We start from the raw sequence: 14,455 nt of genomic DNA, 5'->3' as shown, positions 1-14,455 counted from the left end.
CGCTGGTCGGGAGCCGGGAGGAGCGTGCGAGCCGCGGTCAGCAAGGCCGATCGCCGACGATCCCGGTGCGCTCCATCTTGCGCGCTGCTGGCCAGTAATCCTGGACGGCGTAGTGCTGGGTGCAGCGGTTGTCCCAGATCGCGACGCTGTTCTTCCTCCAGCGAAAGCGGACCTGAACCTCGGGGATCGCCGCCTGGCTGATCAGGTAGCTCAGCAGCTGGCTCGCCCCGGGCGCGAAGTCCTGGCCGACGCGCACGTTGTCCGGCGTGTGGAAATTGACGAAATGCGTGGTGAAACCGTCGACGAACAGGACCTTCTCGCAGGTCTCCGGGTGGGTGCGCACCACCGGGTGCTCCGCGTCGGGATAGCTGGCCTTGAGCGCGCGGCGCTTCGACACCGGCATGACGGCGCCGAACGTGGCCTCGATGCTGTGCATGGCGCGCAGCCCGGCGATCCGCTGCTTGACGTGCTCGGGCAGGAGGCGGTGCGCCTCGACCATGTTGACCCAGATGGTGTCACCGCCGACCTCCGGCGTCTCGATGCAGCGCAGGACGCACCCCATCGGCGGCGCTTCGCGCCAGGTCCCGTCGCAGTGGTATGCGTTCTCGTAGTGCTCCGGCGGGCTGTTCCGGTCCTTGTAGATGCGGACCAGACCCGGATGATCGGGATCGCTGCCGGCCACCGGGTGGTCTTCGAGATCGCCGAAGCGCCTCGCGAACGCGACGTGGTCGGCGCGTGTGATCTCCTGGTCGCGCAGGAACAGGACCCGGTGCTTCAACAGAAGCGCCCTGATCTCTGCAAACAGCGCGTCGTCGCGCGCGGCGTCGGCCAGGCTCACGCCGCCGAGCTCGGCGCCGATGGCGCAGGTGAGCGGCGCGACCTGGATGGATCCGCGCGCCGGCGCGCGGGCGGCGGCCGATCCGGCGGATGCTGAGATGGTCATTCTGGTCCTCCTCGTTCCCTGGCGTGGGCGCGGCGATCGACGGCCGATCTCACGCGCTAAACGACCAAGATCGAAGCCCCGGTCGTCCTCCGCGACTCGAGATCACGGTGCGCGCGCGCCGCGTCCTCCAGCCTGTAGCGCTGGTTGATCTCTATCCGGATCCGCCCCGCGGCGACGTGGCCGAACAGCTCGCCCGCGAGCTCGCCCTTCTCCTCGGGATCAGCGATGTAGTCGGCGAGCGCCGGGCGCGTGACGAACACGGATCCCTTGGCCGCGAGCTGCGCCACGTCGAGCGGTGGAACCGGGCCCGAGGCCATGCCCAGACACACGAGCAGACCGCGCCGCCTCAGCGAGGCGAGCGAGCCGGCGAACGTGTCCTTGCCGATGCCATCGTAGACGACCGATACTCCGGCCCCGCCCGTCAGCTCGCGCGCGCGCCTCGCCACGTCCTCGCGGCCGGAATGGATGATGTGGTCGCAGCCGTGGGCGCGCGCGATTTCCCCCTTGGCGTCGGTCGACACCGTGCCGATCACCACGAGGTCGAGGAGCTTCGCCCATTGCGAGACGATCAGGCCCACGCCGCCCGCTGCCGCATGCAGCAGGATGACGTCGCCGGCCTTGAGGGGCCAGATGCGGCGCATCAGGTAGGCCGACGTGAGGCCCCGCATGGTCATCGCCGCGGCTGTCTCGCAGCTGATGCCGTCCGGCAGCCGGATCAGCGGCGCCGCAGGGAGGATCCGCTCGGTGCAGTACGCCCCGAGCGTGTCGAGGAAGCCGGTGTATGTCACCCGGTCGCCCGGCGCGACGTTCGTGATGCCTTCGCCGACCGCCTTCACCACACCGGCGGCCTCCACCCCGATGCCGCTGGGGAGCGGTACGGAATAGAGCCCGCTGCGAAAGTAGACGTCGGCGAAGTTGAGCCCGACGGCGACGTGCCGGACCCGGACCTGGCCGGGACCCGGGATGCCGACGGCGGCGTCCTCCCAGCGCAGGACCTCCGGCCCGCCGGTCTGGTGAAAACGGACTGCATGTTCCATCGAACTCCTCCGGATCCCGTCCCCGCGCTAGGCCGCCGCGCGCAGCGGCACCCCGCGCTCGCCCACCTTGCGGTTGGGCGCATAGCCGAGCTTCGCCAGCGTCTCGTCGGCGCTCCGGTAGTTCTCGCCGATCTTGTAGATGCGGCGGGCCTCCTTGCCGTCCGCGAGCTCGCGGCCGAGCTCGCGCGCGATGCGGACGGTCTGCTCGATCTGCTGCACGGAGGTCATGTGCTGCCCCTTGCGTCCCCACAACGAGTCCTCGATACCGCAGCGGGCGTGCAGCCCCATCGCGATCGCCATCGTATTGATCGGCAACACGTTGCGCATGAGGGTCTCCAGCGTCAGACAGGCGCCGTCGGGCACGCGGCGGATGAACTCCATCATGTTGTAGGGGTTCGGTCCGTCGAACCCGCCGCCGATGGCCACCCAGGTGACGTTGAGCGGCCCGGTGTAGACGCCGCGGCGGATCAGGCGCTCCACGGTCTCGAGCTGGGGGATGTTGGCGAGCTGGAAGTGTGCCTGGATGCCCGCCGCCGAGAGCCGCCTCAGGTGCTCCTCGACCCAGGCCGGGCCGGCCGGCACGGTCATCTCGCGGTAGGCCTCGTGGACGTCCGGCCGCGCAAACGAGCTGCCGGCATAGTCGTCCTCGGACATCAGCTCGACGACGTTCATCTGGGTGGTGTTGATCGCGATCGTGACCTGGTCGGGCTTCGGCGAGAGCTCGGCCAGCCTGTGGCGCGTGTCATCGCTCAGCCATTTGGCCTGCGCCCCTGCGTCCTCCGGGGCGAAGGAGATCGAGCCGCCGACCTGCAGGATCATGTCCGGCACCGCGTCGCGCAGGCGCGCCAGGAGCTCGTTGAACACGGACAGCCGCTTGGAGCCCTTGCCGTCCGCCTCGCGCGCGTGCACGTGCAGCACCGTGGCGCCCGCGTTGCAGCAATCCACGGCCTTCTGGACCTGTTCGGCCATCGTCACCGCGATGTCCTCCGGAAAATCGGCCGGCTCCCATTCCGGCCCGTACGGCGCGACCGTGATGACGAGCTTCTCTTGATTCTCTGGGAACAGGGAGTCATCCAGAAAATTCATGTGGATTCTCTGCTTCAGGTCACCGTCGACCAGGCGGAGTGGAGGTCCTGCACGTCGGCGCGCTGGAGCACGCCAGCGCCATCCTCCGTGGTCCCCGGCCGCGCCGAACGCAAGGGTACGGCGTGGTGGGGCCACCCGACCGCGCCGGCTCGTCCTCTCGGCGCGGTCGTCTCGGCGCGGGCGAGCCAGGGCCGCAGAGCGCTGCTCCTTGCTTCTTCGACGAGGACGCCCGTAGCTCGACCGCGAACCGGGAGCCGCCCTCCGGACCAGGCCGAGAGAGGCTACCGCGCCATCAGGAGCTCCGAGGACGGAGACTCCGGCGCTCCGGCCTTCGAGGGCTGCGCGACCGGTCGCTGCGGCGACGGCGAGGACGGCGGGACAACCCCCCACGACATCGGCCCCCGCGACGATGGGGGCGCCGGCGGCGGGGGCGCCGGCAGCAGGGGCTGCCCCGGCAGATCGCCCAGCTCGGCCGCGCTGAGCTGCTGCGTGCTGCCATCCCCGGACAGCGTTGTCTCCGTCGCGGCCGCATAGGCCTCGGCTTGCTCGAGGACCCGCACGAAGTTCCCGCCCAGCAGGCGGAGGATGTCCGCATCCGAGTAGCCGCGACGGATGAGCTCCAGCGTGAGGTTCGGGGCCCCGGCGCTGCCTGCGAGCCCCTCCTTGAGCGCCTCGCTCCCCTCGAAGACGGAGCCGAGGGCGACATGCTCGATCCCCGCGACCTTCACCACGTGATCGATATGGTCGATGATCCGCCACAGCGGCGGCGTCTTCTGCCCCTCCTGGGTCCTGAGCTTCTCGATCTCCTCGCGGAGCGCCTTCGTGTCGCCCGGGAGCCTCTCGCCGAGCTCCTTGAGGTGCGCCCCGTACTTCTGCGCGAAGCGCGCCGACTGCTCGGCATACGCCTCGTCCAGGAAGAGCGCCCAGGAGTTCACCATGACGAGGCCGCCGTTCTCCGCGATCGCGCGCAGCATGTAATCGTCGAGGTCGCGGCGGCGGTGGCCGGCGGCGGGCATCGTGGAAGAGGTGATGATCGGCGCCTTGGCCACCTTCATGACGCCCTGGAACGTGCTGTCCGATCCATGCGAGACGTCGACAAGCATGCCGATCCGTTGCATCTCGCGGACCACGGCCTCTCCGAAGGGGGAGAGGCCGCGGTCGCGGACGTACCCGGGATCGAGCGCTCCTCCCGCGGAGCCTGCCCAGTCGTTCGTGGTCATGTGCGTGAGCGCCATGGTGCGGACGCCGAGGCGATAGAACGAGCGCAGCGCAGGCAGGGAGTTCTCGATGGCGTGCCCGCCCTCGATGCCCATGATCACGGCGATCCTGCCTTCGCGCTCGGCGCGGCGCACGTCTTTCGCGTCGCGCACGAGCATCAGCGTCTCGCGGTGGCGCTCGATCTGACGGTGGGTCGCTTCGATGAGATCGAGCGCGCGGCGCGCGGCGCTGCCGCCGAGCCGCGAGGCCGAAGGCGGCGCGGGCGCGCCGACGTGGATCGGGAAGAACGCGCCGGTGACGCCCGCCGCCTTGTTCCTGGCGACCTCCGCGGCCATCAGCTCGTCGTCCGAGCTCACCTGAGCGAACGAGCCGCCGAGGAGCAGCGAGGGCACGCCGCTGTGGCCATCCACGAGGATCGCCTTGGCTTGCAGCCGCGCGGCCCGCTGCTCCGGCGCCTCGAGCCCCGGTGGGGTCGCCGTGAGGTCGGGCGCCGACGTGTACCAGGGCCCGACGTCGGCGGCGGACGGCGCGAAGACATCGGGCGCCGCCGCGGGCGCGGGGGAACGAACGCAGGCCGCGAGCGACGCGGCGGCGAGCAGCGCGAGCATTGGCGAAGTGCGCATGACCGGATCGTACCATGCGAGCTCGGCGGGAAAGCCAGCCATGAAGGTGGCAGGATCGTGCGCCGGAGAGGCGAGGCAGCACCGCCGCTGGGCGCCGACATATCGGTTTAGGTGGCCCCTATGCCTTGATGACCTCCGTTGTGAGCCACCGGTGGAGCAAGGCTGGTACCGCCGGCGCGCGCCGCGGAGCCGCGATCGGCCAGAGCAACCAACGGTTGAAACCCCGGAAAAGAGCAGGGTCTTGAGCCGCCGAGGCGCCAGGGACGCCAAGAGAGTGTTCTGTTCTTGGCGGCTGCGGCTCATTTCTCGCTCGCTCAACGTGTTCGGCGCTCTAGACTCGAACGAAAGACCCGATGTCGCTCCGACAGCGCGATTACATCCTCCGCATGATCGAGCAGCTGGCCGAGGCCATCGGCCGGATCGCCGGGCTCCGGCGCGCCGGCCAGCTCGACGAGGCGGAGCTGCTCGTCCGCACCACCGCCGACGGGCTCTTCGGCCCGATGCGGGACATGCTCGACCGGCTCGACGCCGCGGGCGCGGCCACCCTGCTCGGCGACCACGAGAAGATCGGCGCGTACGCGGCGCTCTGCGCGGAGCAGGCCGAGATCCTCGAGCTCTGGGGCCGGGCCGCGCCGGCGCTCGCGGAGCGCAGGCGCGCGCTCGAGCTCTACCTCGAGGCGGTGAGCCGCGCGCCGGAGGGCAGCCCCCGCGCGCAGGAGGCCGCGCGCGCGCTCCTCGGCCGGCTGGACGCCGCGCGCCTGCCGGAGCGGTACCGCGCCCTCGCCGCGAAGCTCGGCTGATCGGGGCAGCGGGGCTCGCCTGCCGCGCGCGCTGCGCCCCGCGGTGAATGCCAGGTTGCAACGGCGCTGGCGCGCGACCATGACATGGGGAGCCCCTGTGGAGATGACCCCCTCGTCCGCCAGCTTCGCCGCGCTCGGCATCGCCCCTTCGCTTCTCGGTGTGCTCGCCGAGCTCGGCTACGAGGAGCCCACGCCGATCCAGCGCGAGGCGATCCCCCACCTCCTGACCGGGCGCGACCTGCTGGGGCAGGCCGCGACCGGGACCGGGAAGACGGCCGCGTTCGCGCTGCCGCTGCTCCAGCACCTCCAGATCGGCGGCGAGCCGCCCGGCCCCCCCCAGGCGCTCGTGCTCGTGCCGACCCGCGAGCTGGCGATGCAGGTGGCCGAGGCGATGCACCGCTACGGCCGCCGGCTCGGCGTGCAGGTGCTGTCCGTGTACGGCGGCCAGCCGTTCGGGCAGCAGCTGCGCGCGCTCCGCCGCGGGGTCCACGTCATCGTGGCCACGCCGGGCCGGACGCTCGACCACATCGGGCGCGGCACGCTCGCGCTCGACGGCATCCGCACCGTCGTGCTCGACGAGGCCGACGAGATGCTCGACATGGGCTTCGCCGAGGCGCTGGAGGAGATCCTCTCGGCCACACCGGCGGCGCGGCAGACCGTGCTCTTCTCCGCGACGCTGCCCCCGCGGATCGCCGCGATCGCCGGCCGGCACCTGCGCGAGCCGGTGCGGGTGAAGATCGCCGGCGAGAAGGCGGCCCCCGGCGAGCTCCCCCGCGTCCGCCAGACGGCGTACATCGTGCCGCGGGCGCACAAGTCCGCCGCGCTGACCCGGGTGCTCGACATGGAGGATCCGTCGTCGGCCATCCTCTTCTGCCGCACCCGCAACGAGGTCGACGAGCTGACCGAGGCGCTGCGCGCCCGCGGCTACGAGGCCCAGGCGCTCCACGGCGGGTTCGCGCAGGAGCACCGCGATCGCGTGATGGCCCGCTTCCGCGCCGGCACGGCCGAGCTGCTCGTCGCCACCGACGTCGCGGCGCGGGGGCTCGACATCGAGCATGTCTCGCACGTCATCAACTACGACGTCCCCTGCGCCCCCGAGGTGTACGTCCACCGCATCGGCCGCACGGGGCGCGCCGGCCGCGAGGGCGCGGCGATCACGCTTGTCGAGCCGCGCGAGCACTACCTGATCCGCAACGTCGAGCGGCTCACCGGGCAGCGCATCGAGGTCGCCACCCTCCCGACCGTGGCCGACCTGCGCGCGCGGCGCCTGGAGCTGACGCGCGCCTCGCTGCGGGAGGCGCTCATCGAGGGCGGCACCGAGCGGTTCCGGGTCGTGGTCGAGGCGCTCGCCGACGAGTTCGACGTGATGGACATCGCGGCGGCGGCGGTGAAGCTCGCCCACGACGCGACGGAGGGGGACCGGGAGGAGGACGAGGCGGAGATCCCGTCGTTCCGGCCGCCTCCGCGCGGGCCGGAGCGCGCCCGCGACGACCGCGCGCCGCGCGGGCCCGCGGGGCCGCGCGGGCGCCCGGGCGAGGCGCAGGCGCGGTCGCGGCGCGAGGGGCGGGAGACCGACGGCAACGTCGCCCGGCTGTACGTCAGCGCGGGGCGCGCCGCGGGCATCCGGCCGGCCGATCTGGTCGGCGCCATCGCGAACGAGGCGTCGCTGAGCTCCCGCGACATCGGCGCCATCGAGATCGCCGACGGCTTCTCCACCGTGGAGGTCCCGGCCGACGCGGCCGACGCCGTCATCGAGGCGCTGCGCGCCACTCGGCTGAAGGGCCGCAAGGTCCAGGTCCGCCGGGACGACGCGGGGTCCCGCGAGGCGCGAGGCGGGGCGGCCGAGGCCCGAGGCGGGACGGCCGAGGCCGAGCCGCGCGCCGGCTCAGCCGAGACCCGGAACGGCGCGGCGGGCATGGCGCCCCCGCGGCGTCGCCCGCGGGCCTGAGCTCCACGGAGATGGGGTTAGCGCGCCGCGCTGCCCGAGGCGCCAGGCTCAGTCGGCGGTGGTCTTCCGCCGCTGGAACTGGGCGAACAGCGTAGCGCGGACGTCGTCGTGCAGCGGCTCGCCCGGGAGCCCCTGGAGCGCGTCGATCGTCAGATCCATCTGCTTCAGGTAGGTGCGGCACCTGTCGCACCACGCGAGGTGCCGCGCGCAGCCCTCCTCCTGCTCGGAGGACAGCTTTCCCTCGCTCCTGTCGGTGATCATCTCGGTCAGCTGACAGCACGTGACGATCATGCGCGCTCACCCCCTCGTCATGTAGCGCTCGAGCGCGGCCCTGAGCTTCGATCGGCCACGGTGCAAGAGGACCCGCTGGTTCGCCTCGCCGATACCCAGGATCTCGCAGACCTCGTCGGACGGACACCCCTCCACGTCGCGCAAGAGGACCACCGCGCGCTGTCCAGGCGCCAGCGTCTCGAGCTCTCGCTGCAGCACGGCGCCTATCTCCTTGCGCAGCAAGAGCACCTCCGGGCTCTGCTCCGTCCACGGGACAGGCGGAGTCGCCCAGTCACCGATGCTGTCGAATCGGGCCGGATCGACCGCCGGCTCGCCGCCGTGATCTCCGTCCTCCAGCCAGGAGACAGGCACCATGCGCTTCTCTCGAGCGCCCCACGTCCTGGCGCGGTTCGTCAGGATCCTGAACACCCATGTCTTCAGCGCGGAGCGCCCCTCGAAGCGCACGAGCCCATCGAAGACCGCCGCCCAGGTCTCCTGGACGACCTCCTGCGCGCCCGCGGGGCCGGCGACCGCCCGGGCGAGCCGGAGCATGGGTGTGTGGAGCTGGGTCACGAGCTGCTCGAAGGCCTGCTCGTCCCCCGCGAGCAGCCGGCGGACGAGCGCGATGTCGTCCGCCGGCGCCGCGCAGCCGGGCGCAGCCGCGTTGCCCGGCGCGGCGGGCGCGAGGAGCGGGCCTATCTCGGCCGATGCGCGCTGCGCCGGTGCGGCCTGTTTGCCGTCGGCGGCGGCCGAGGGGTCGTGGGACACGCGGAGCACGGTATCACGCCGCCGAGCCCCGCATCAATCGACGCGGCTCCGGGGCGGCTCGCCCCGCGGACGACGGCGGCCGGCGCCCCGGTCAGAGCGACCTCAGCGCGTCCGCGACCTCCTTCGGCTTCGTCAGGAAGGGGGCGTGGCCCGCGTCGATCGAGATGACCTTCTCGCAGGGCAACGCCGTGTACTGCTGCTTCTGCTCTGCAGGGCTGATGGCGAGATCCTTGAGCGCCTCGATGTAAACCCGGGGGACCCTCCCCCACCTCTCCTCCGTGACATGGATCGGCTCGTCGAACGGCTTCGCGGGCTCCTCGCGCAGGTGGCTCTCGAGCCGCGCGACGTCGTCCGGAGAGCAATCCTGGCAGAAGGCGTCCGCGGCCCACCCCTCCTTGAAGGTCAGCGTCGTGCCGTCCTCCGAAGCGGCCGCGTACGCCTTGATCGCGGCCCCTTCGTCGTCGGCCCACTCCTGGCTCAGCGACTGGCCGTCTTTCATCAGGAAGGCGGTCAGGTAGACGAGCGTCTTCACCTTGTCGGGCCGCTGCTCGGCGGCCTGGCTCACCACGGTGCCGCCCATGCTGTGGCCGACGAGGATCACGGGGCGCGAGGCGCTGTCGATGGCCTCCACCACGGCGTCGGTATAGGCCTCCAGGCCGGCGTCCGCGACGGGCGTCTGGTCCTCGCCGTGAGCCGGGAGATCGAGGGCGATCACCTCGTTGCCGCCGGCCTCGAGGAGCGGCACCACCTTGTCCCATGCCCATGCGCCCACGAAGGCGCCGTGGACGAGGACATACGTGTTCTTGTCCGAGCCCTGGGCCCCGCCGCCCCCCGTGCTCCCGTCCGTGTCGCTGCCGCCGCAGCCGGGCAGCGCGGACGACATGAGCGCAGCGGCCGAGATCATGGTGCCAGACCGCAGGACCTTGCGAAGCAGACCGTTCATGGATGTCTCCTCATCGTCGCGAGGCTCTCCTCGAGCGCGACGTCATCGGTATTTCGACGTGCGATGGATGCGCGCGCCCCTGCGCCCGGGCGTGTCCCCGGCGCCGCGACGGCTATCCCGCTACCTGCACAGTCTCGGAGGGGGCCCGAACGTTACAGCCTGTTCAAGGAATCGTCCGGAGGGGGCCGGGGCCGCGTCCCGCCGGTCGAACGGTGCCGGGCGCCGAGGCTGCCGGCGCGCCCGGCGGACCTGGTGGCGATGGGCGTTCTGGGCTAGACGCCTCGCCATGCCATCGGAGAGCGCCATGCCTGGCGGAGACGATCTCGTCGCGCGCGACCGCCGCTGCGTGATGCACCCTTACGCCGCGCCCATCTCGAGCGCGCCGCTCTTCGCCGTCGAGCGCGCGGAGGGCGTTCGCCTCACCCTGACCGACGGCCGCGAGCTCATCGACGGCATGGCGTCCTGGTGGGCCGCCATCCACGGCTACGCGCACCCGGCGCTGACGGCGGCGATCAGCGCCCAGCTCGGGCGGATGAGCCACGTGATGTTCGGGGGGCTCACCCACGCGCCCGCGGTCGAGCTGTGCGAGACGCTGGTGGCGCTCACGCCCGAGCCGCTGACACGCGTCTTCCTCGCCGACTCCGGATCCGTGTCGGTCGAGGTGGCCATCAAGCTCGCTCTCCAGTTCTTCATTGCGGAGGGGCGGCCCGAGAAGCGCCGCCTGATCAGCGCGCTCGCCGGCTACCACGGCGACACGTTCGGCGCGATGGCGGCCACCGATCCCGTCAATGGCATGCACCACCTCTTCCGCGGCGCGCTCGCGCAGCACCTGTTCGCGGAAGCGCCCGGGCCGGCGTTCGACGCGCCCTGGTCGCCGGACGCCCTGAGCAGCATGGCCGCGCTGCTCGAGCGGCATGCGCACGAGGTCGCCGCCGTGATCCTCGAGCCGATCGCCCAGAACGCCGGCGGGATGCGCTTCTACCACCCGCAGTACCTGCGCGAGCTGCGCGCGCTCTGCGACCGCCACGGCGTGCTGCTCATCTTCGACGAGATCGCGACCAACTTCGGCCGCACCGGGGAGCTGTTCGCGTGCCACCACGCGGGCGTCGCGCCGGACATCATGTGCCTCGGCAAGGCCCTCACCGGCGGCACGATGACCCTGGCCGCCGCGCTCTGCACGGAGCGCGTGGCCGCGACCATCGCGGGCAACGAGCCGCGCGTGTTCATGCACGGCCCGACGTACATGGGCAATCCGCTCGCCTGCAGCGCTGCGCTGGCCAGCATCCGGCTCCTGCTCGCCTCGCCGTGGCGCGCGCGTGTCTCGGCCATCGAGGCGCAGCTCCGCCGCGAGCTCGCCCCGTGCCGCGCGCTCGACGCGGTCGCCGACGTGCGCGTGCTCGGCGCCATCGGCGTTGTCGAGCTCAAGCAGCCCGTCGACACGGCGCGCGTGCAGCCGGCGTTCGTGGAGCGCGGCGTCTGGTTACGGCCTTTCGGGAAGCTGGTCTATACGATGCCGCCTTACATCATCGAGCCAGCCGACCTATCGCGTATCAGCGAGGCGATCGTGGGCGTGGTGTCGGAGCTCTGAGCCGCGGGACGGCGCGCCTCGCGTGAAGGGCGCCCTTGAATCGAACCTGGACGCCCGCCTGGACACCCCGCCGTGCTAGCGTGCGCGCACAAGCCATCCCACGGGAGATACGAACATGACCAAGGGCGCATGTCTTTGCGGAACGATCCGCTTCGAGATCGACGGTCCGTTCCAGACCATGCTGAACTGTCACTGCTCGATGTGCCGCAAGTTCCACGGCACGGCGTTCACCACGGCCGTCGTCGCGCCGCTGCCCGGCTTTCGCTGGCTCGCCGGCGAGGACGCCATCCGCCCGTCCTGCGCGAGCGACCGCCGCTCCTTCTGCGGCACCTGCGGCTCGGCCACGCCGATGCTCCTCCCCGAGAGGCAGCTCGCCGTGCTCCATGCCGGCAACCTGGAGGGCGATCTCGGGATCGAGCCGAAGTTCCACCAGTTCGTCGGCGCCAAGGCGCCCTGGTACACGATCACGGATTCCCTGCCGCAGTTCGAGGAATGGCGGCCCGAGATGCAGGCGCCGGTCATCTCGCGTCCAGCGGCCCCGCCGAAAGAGGGCGTCACCCAGGGGAGCTGCCTATGCGGCAGTGTGGCCTTCGAGTTCGAGGGCGCGCCCCAGCGCATGGTGAGCTGCCACTGCACGCGCTGTCGCCTCGGGCGCAGCGCCGCGCACGCGACCAACGTCTTCGTCGCCCTGGACAGCTTCCGCTGGATCCACGGTGACGCGCAGATCGCGAGTTACAAGGTGCCCGACGCGCGGTTCTTCACCGTCGCGTTCTGCAAGCGCTGCGGCGGCGCGGCCCCGCGCCAGTCACCCGAGCGTGGCTTCGCCGTGGTGCCCGCGGGCACGCTCGACACCGATCCCGGCATCCGCCCCGCAGCCCACATCTTCGTCGACTCCAAGGCGAGCTGGTTCCCGATCACCGACGACCTGCCGCGGTTCGCCGAGTACCCGCCCCAGGCCTGACGACGACATCACGCGAGCTGCCACGGCACCGTCACCGTACGAGCAGTCCTGCAACGACCCCGTGCGCACGCGCGGTCACTCAGGTATCCGGGCGCCGCCCTGCCCGAGCGCGTCTCGCCGAGCGAGCAGCCACGTGTGCGCCTCGCCCTCCGTGTCGAAGAGCTGCTGCGGGTAATGCCGTCCCGTGAGCATCTGCACGCCCTTCGCGAGGAGGGTCAAGACGACGCGCAGGGAATAGCTCGCTCCGATGATCGCGACAGCATCGATGCGCGCTGCCCGCACTCCTTCCGTCACCACCTTGCGCGCCGGCGCCGAGAGGGGGCCCGTGTGGCGCATGTCGGCGAGCACCAGGACGTCGCGGCCGCTCTCCGCCACGCGCCGGATCACGCCGAGGACAGCGCGCGCTCGGTCTTCCGTGACCTCGCCGTGGATCGCCACCCGCAGGATGCCGTCGGGCTCGTCACGAACGTCGGGGCTCACGTCCTTGAGGCCGAGATCGCTCATGCCACCCATGCTAGCGCCTCGACTGCGCGGCGGGGTGCCTACTCTCACGGCCCGCCGGGCTCGGCTCGATGTCCGAGGCGAGCCCGACGCCGAAGCGGGCCGCGCTCGCCCGGAGCGGCAGGAACAGCCCGAGGACGGCGGCGGCGTGCACCGGGGCGAAGTAGGCGATCGCGACGAGGCGTGTGCGGCCCTTCAGGGTGGATCTCCCATGGCCTCACGCGGCCGCGCTGGAGCGGCCCGCCCGGCGGGGCCGGATCCGCGCGAGGCCGCGCGGATCCGCTCTGCAGGACGACGCCTCGATGCGCTGCGGCTCGAGGCCGAGCTCCCGCATCTTCTCCGCGTCCCAGGCCTCGATCGGATCGCGCCCGGCGATGTAGCTGCGTGATCGGTTGGCGAGCGGCGCGCGCAGGCTCATCACCTCGGGCGCCGACATGACGACGCACGCCTTGTAACGGGGCAGATCGCTCGTCATCAGCCGATTCCACACGTGGCGGCCCACGTTGTGGAGACTCCCGAGCGCGCGGCTCAGGCGCTGGAAATGGTCGATCACCTCGGAGGGGTCCAGCCGGGGCGGGCGGTGGCAGAGGGTGTATCCATCGAGGTCCCGGCTGATCACCCCGGGAAGGAGCCGCCCCTCGGCCGCCACATGCGCGAAGAAGGGCGTCTCCGGGTACGGGCAGACGATGCCCAGAAAGGTCGGGCAGTGATCGCCGAGATCATGCAGGTACTCGGGCACCCGCTCGAGGTAGTCGTTGGTGTCCCCGTCCGCGCCCACGAGGAGCCCGAAGGAGAGGACGATCCCGCTCGCGAAGGCCCGCTGGATGACCTCCCGTACCTCGCTCAGCTTGTTCTGGCCCTTGTTCATCGAGCTGATCGACTCGGGGTTCAGCGACTCGAGCCCTGTGTAGACGTAGCGGCACCCTGCCCGCCCCATGAGGCGGACGAGCTCCGGGTCGCGCAGCACGTTGAACGTGAGCGCGCAGCCCCAGATCTTCTTGAGGGGCATCAGCGCCTCGCAGAGCTCGCGCAGGTAGCGGGGCGAGCCCCCCAGGTTGTTGTCGAGGAAGCTGAACACATTGTTGGTCACCCCCGGGATACGCTGGTTGAAGATCATCCGGTCGCGGATGTCCCGGATCACGTGATCGATGGGGCGATAGCGATACTGTTCGTGCCCGGTCAGCACGCAGAAGTTGCAGGAGAAGGGGCAGCCGCGCGACGCCTCGATGCCGGGCAGGCGGACGAGGTTGTTCCGGTAGTCGACAAGGTCATAGCGGTAGGTGGGGATCTGCTCCGGGGGCACCGGCGGGAGCGCATAGACGGGCTGGAGCTCGCCCCGCCGGAAGTCGGCGATGAGGGCCGGGAGGTTGGCCTCCGGGTCCTCCGCGACCACGGCGTCGAAGTACTGCAGCGCGTCCGCGCGGAAATGGCTCGCGTGCCGCCCGCCGGCCACGGTGGTCATCCCTTGCCGCCGGAACAGCGTGGAGAGGACCTTTGTGTGCTCGTAATAGGCGTGCAGGTACGAGAAGAAGACCAGGTCCCAGTGGCGGTCGAGCGGGATGTCCGTTTCCTTCTCGTTGTAGAGCTCGATCTCGGCGTCGGGCGGGCACAGGGCCGCGAGCAGCTCGGGCACGGACGATTGCATGATCGAGCGCTCCTTGCGGAGCAGTCGGCTCGGGTGCGTATAGGTCGAGATGATTGCGATGCGCATCGAGGACACTCCTGGTTCAGTTCAGGACGTATCACACCCTCGAGGCAAGGAGGACGGA

General features: G+C 71.3%; 13 protein-coding genes. 4 read left to right on the top strand and 9 right to left on the bottom strand.

Going from position 1 to position 14,455, the window contains the following annotated elements; genetic code table 11:
* Positions 1-37: 37 nt before the first annotated feature.
* From WMF46_RS03730 to WMF46_RS03715, 4 genes are all read right to left on the bottom strand, one after another.
* Positions 38-943, bottom strand: a complete 906-nt coding sequence (locus WMF46_RS03730) for a TauD/TfdA dioxygenase family protein (RefSeq protein ID WP_437984330.1) — start codon at positions 941-943, stop codon at positions 38-40.
* 56 nt (positions 944-999) lie between these two features.
* Entirely contained in the window at positions 1,000-1,980 is a 981-nt protein-coding gene (locus WMF46_RS03725; protein WP_437984329.1) for a quinone oxidoreductase family protein, read from the bottom strand.
* Between the two features lie 27 nt (positions 1,981-2,007).
* Positions 2,008-3,066 carry a 3-keto-5-aminohexanoate cleavage protein gene (locus WMF46_RS03720; protein ID WP_437984328.1) on the bottom strand — a complete coding sequence of 353 codons (1,059 nt, stop codon included), beginning with the start codon at positions 3,064-3,066 and terminating at the stop codon, positions 2,008-2,010.
* Positions 3,067-3,347: 281 nt separating this feature from the next.
* The gene (locus WMF46_RS03715) at positions 3,348-4,907 is read right to left on the bottom strand and encodes a dipeptidase (protein ID WP_437984327.1); all 1,560 of its coding nucleotides are present in this window, start codon (positions 4,905-4,907) and stop codon (positions 3,348-3,350) included.
* Between the two features lie 353 nt (positions 4,908-5,260).
* On the opposite strand from WMF46_RS03715, the gene WMF46_RS03710 reads away from it, so the two are divergent.
* Positions 5,261-5,707 carry a hypothetical protein gene (locus WMF46_RS03710; protein WP_437984326.1) on the top strand — a complete coding sequence of 149 codons (447 nt, stop codon included), beginning with the start codon at positions 5,261-5,263 and terminating at the stop codon, positions 5,705-5,707.
* Positions 5,708-5,804: 97 nt separating this feature from the next.
* Positions 5,805-7,655 carry a DEAD/DEAH box helicase gene (locus tag WMF46_RS03705; protein WP_437984325.1) on the top strand — a complete coding sequence of 617 codons (1,851 nt, stop codon included), beginning with the start codon at positions 5,805-5,807 and terminating at the stop codon, positions 7,653-7,655.
* Positions 7,656-7,703: 48 nt separating this feature from the next.
* On the opposite strand, the gene WMF46_RS03700 is transcribed toward WMF46_RS03705, so the two are convergent.
* From WMF46_RS03700 to WMF46_RS03690, 3 genes are all read right to left on the bottom strand, one after another.
* Positions 7,704-7,946 (bottom strand): anti-sigma factor family protein, encoded by a 243-nt coding sequence (locus WMF46_RS03700; protein WP_437531878.1) that lies wholly within the window; start codon positions 7,944-7,946, stop codon positions 7,704-7,706.
* Positions 7,947-7,952: 6 nt separating this feature from the next.
* Positions 7,953-8,702, bottom strand: a complete 750-nt coding sequence (locus WMF46_RS03695; RefSeq protein ID WP_437984324.1) for an RNA polymerase sigma factor — start codon at positions 8,700-8,702, stop codon at positions 7,953-7,955.
* An 82-nt stretch (positions 8,703-8,784) separates the two neighbouring features.
* Positions 8,785-9,636: an alpha/beta fold hydrolase gene (locus WMF46_RS03690; RefSeq protein ID WP_437984323.1), complete on the bottom strand. Its 852-nt coding sequence runs from the start codon at positions 9,634-9,636 to the stop codon at positions 8,785-8,787.
* A gap of 304 nt (positions 9,637-9,940) precedes the next feature.
* On the opposite strand from WMF46_RS03690, the gene bioA reads away from it, so the two are divergent.
* Together bioA and WMF46_RS03680 are read left to right on the top strand one after the other, a co-directional pair.
* A complete protein-coding gene (gene bioA, locus WMF46_RS03685) occupies positions 9,941-11,224 on the top strand; it encodes an adenosylmethionine--8-amino-7-oxononanoate transaminase (RefSeq protein ID WP_437984322.1) in 1,284 nt (427 codons plus the stop codon).
* Positions 11,225-11,339: 115 nt separating this feature from the next.
* On the top strand, positions 11,340-12,185 hold the full coding sequence (locus WMF46_RS03680; protein WP_437984321.1) for a GFA family protein: 846 nt from the start codon (positions 11,340-11,342) through the stop codon (positions 12,183-12,185).
* A 75-nt stretch (positions 12,186-12,260) separates the two neighbouring features.
* On the opposite strand, the gene WMF46_RS03675 is transcribed toward WMF46_RS03680, so the two are convergent.
* Positions 12,261-12,689 carry an STAS/SEC14 domain-containing protein gene (locus tag WMF46_RS03675; RefSeq protein WP_437984320.1) on the bottom strand — a complete coding sequence of 143 codons (429 nt, stop codon included), beginning with the start codon at positions 12,687-12,689 and terminating at the stop codon, positions 12,261-12,263.
* Positions 12,690-12,903: 214 nt separating this feature from the next.
* Entirely contained in the window at positions 12,904-14,397 is a 1,494-nt protein-coding gene (locus WMF46_RS03670; protein WP_437984319.1) for a B12-binding domain-containing radical SAM protein, read from the bottom strand.
* Positions 14,398-14,455: the final 58 nt, after the last annotated feature.

Origin of the sequence: Sorangium sp. So ce117, from assembly GCF_051524395.1 — a bacterium.
GTDB lineage: Bacteria > Myxococcota_A > Polyangia > Polyangiales > Polyangiaceae > Sorangium > Sorangium cellulosum_B.
The sequence above is the reverse complement of the archived record's forward strand: the minus strand, read 5'-3'. Positions and strand labels throughout refer to the sequence as shown.

Excerpts from the sequence above, each read along its gene's own strand:
- WMF46_RS03725 (WP_437984329.1), bottom strand. The coding sequence starts at position 1,980 with ATGGAACATGCAGTCCGTTTTCACCAGACCGGCGGGCCGGAGGTCCTG.
- WMF46_RS03720 (WP_437984328.1), bottom strand. The coding sequence starts at position 3,066 with ATGAATTTTCTGGATGACTCCCTGTTCCCAGAGAATCAAGAGAAGCTC.
- WMF46_RS03700 (WP_437531878.1), bottom strand. The coding sequence starts at position 7,946 with ATGATCGTCACGTGCTGTCAGCTGACCGAGATGATCACCGACAGGAGC.
- WMF46_RS03670 (WP_437984319.1), bottom strand. The coding sequence starts at position 14,397 with ATGCGCATCGCAATCATCTCGACCTATACGCACCCGAGCCGACTGCTC.
- WMF46_RS03680 (WP_437984321.1), top strand. The coding sequence starts at position 11,340 with ATGACCAAGGGCGCATGTCTTTGCGGAACGATCCGCTTCGAGATCGAC.
- WMF46_RS03715 (WP_437984327.1), bottom strand. The coding sequence starts at position 4,907 with ATGCGCACTTCGCCAATGCTCGCGCTGCTCGCCGCCGCGTCGCTCGCG.
- WMF46_RS03710 (WP_437984326.1), top strand. The coding sequence starts at position 5,261 with ATGTCGCTCCGACAGCGCGATTACATCCTCCGCATGATCGAGCAGCTG.
- WMF46_RS03690 (WP_437984323.1), bottom strand. The coding sequence starts at position 9,636 with ATGAACGGTCTGCTTCGCAAGGTCCTGCGGTCTGGCACCATGATCTCG.
- WMF46_RS03675 (WP_437984320.1), bottom strand. The coding sequence starts at position 12,689 with ATGAGCGATCTCGGCCTCAAGGACGTGAGCCCCGACGTTCGTGACGAG.
- WMF46_RS03730 (WP_437984330.1), bottom strand. The coding sequence starts at position 943 with ATGACCATCTCAGCATCCGCCGGATCGGCCGCCGCCCGCGCGCCGGCG.
- bioA (WP_437984322.1), top strand. The coding sequence starts at position 9,941 with ATGCCTGGCGGAGACGATCTCGTCGCGCGCGACCGCCGCTGCGTGATG.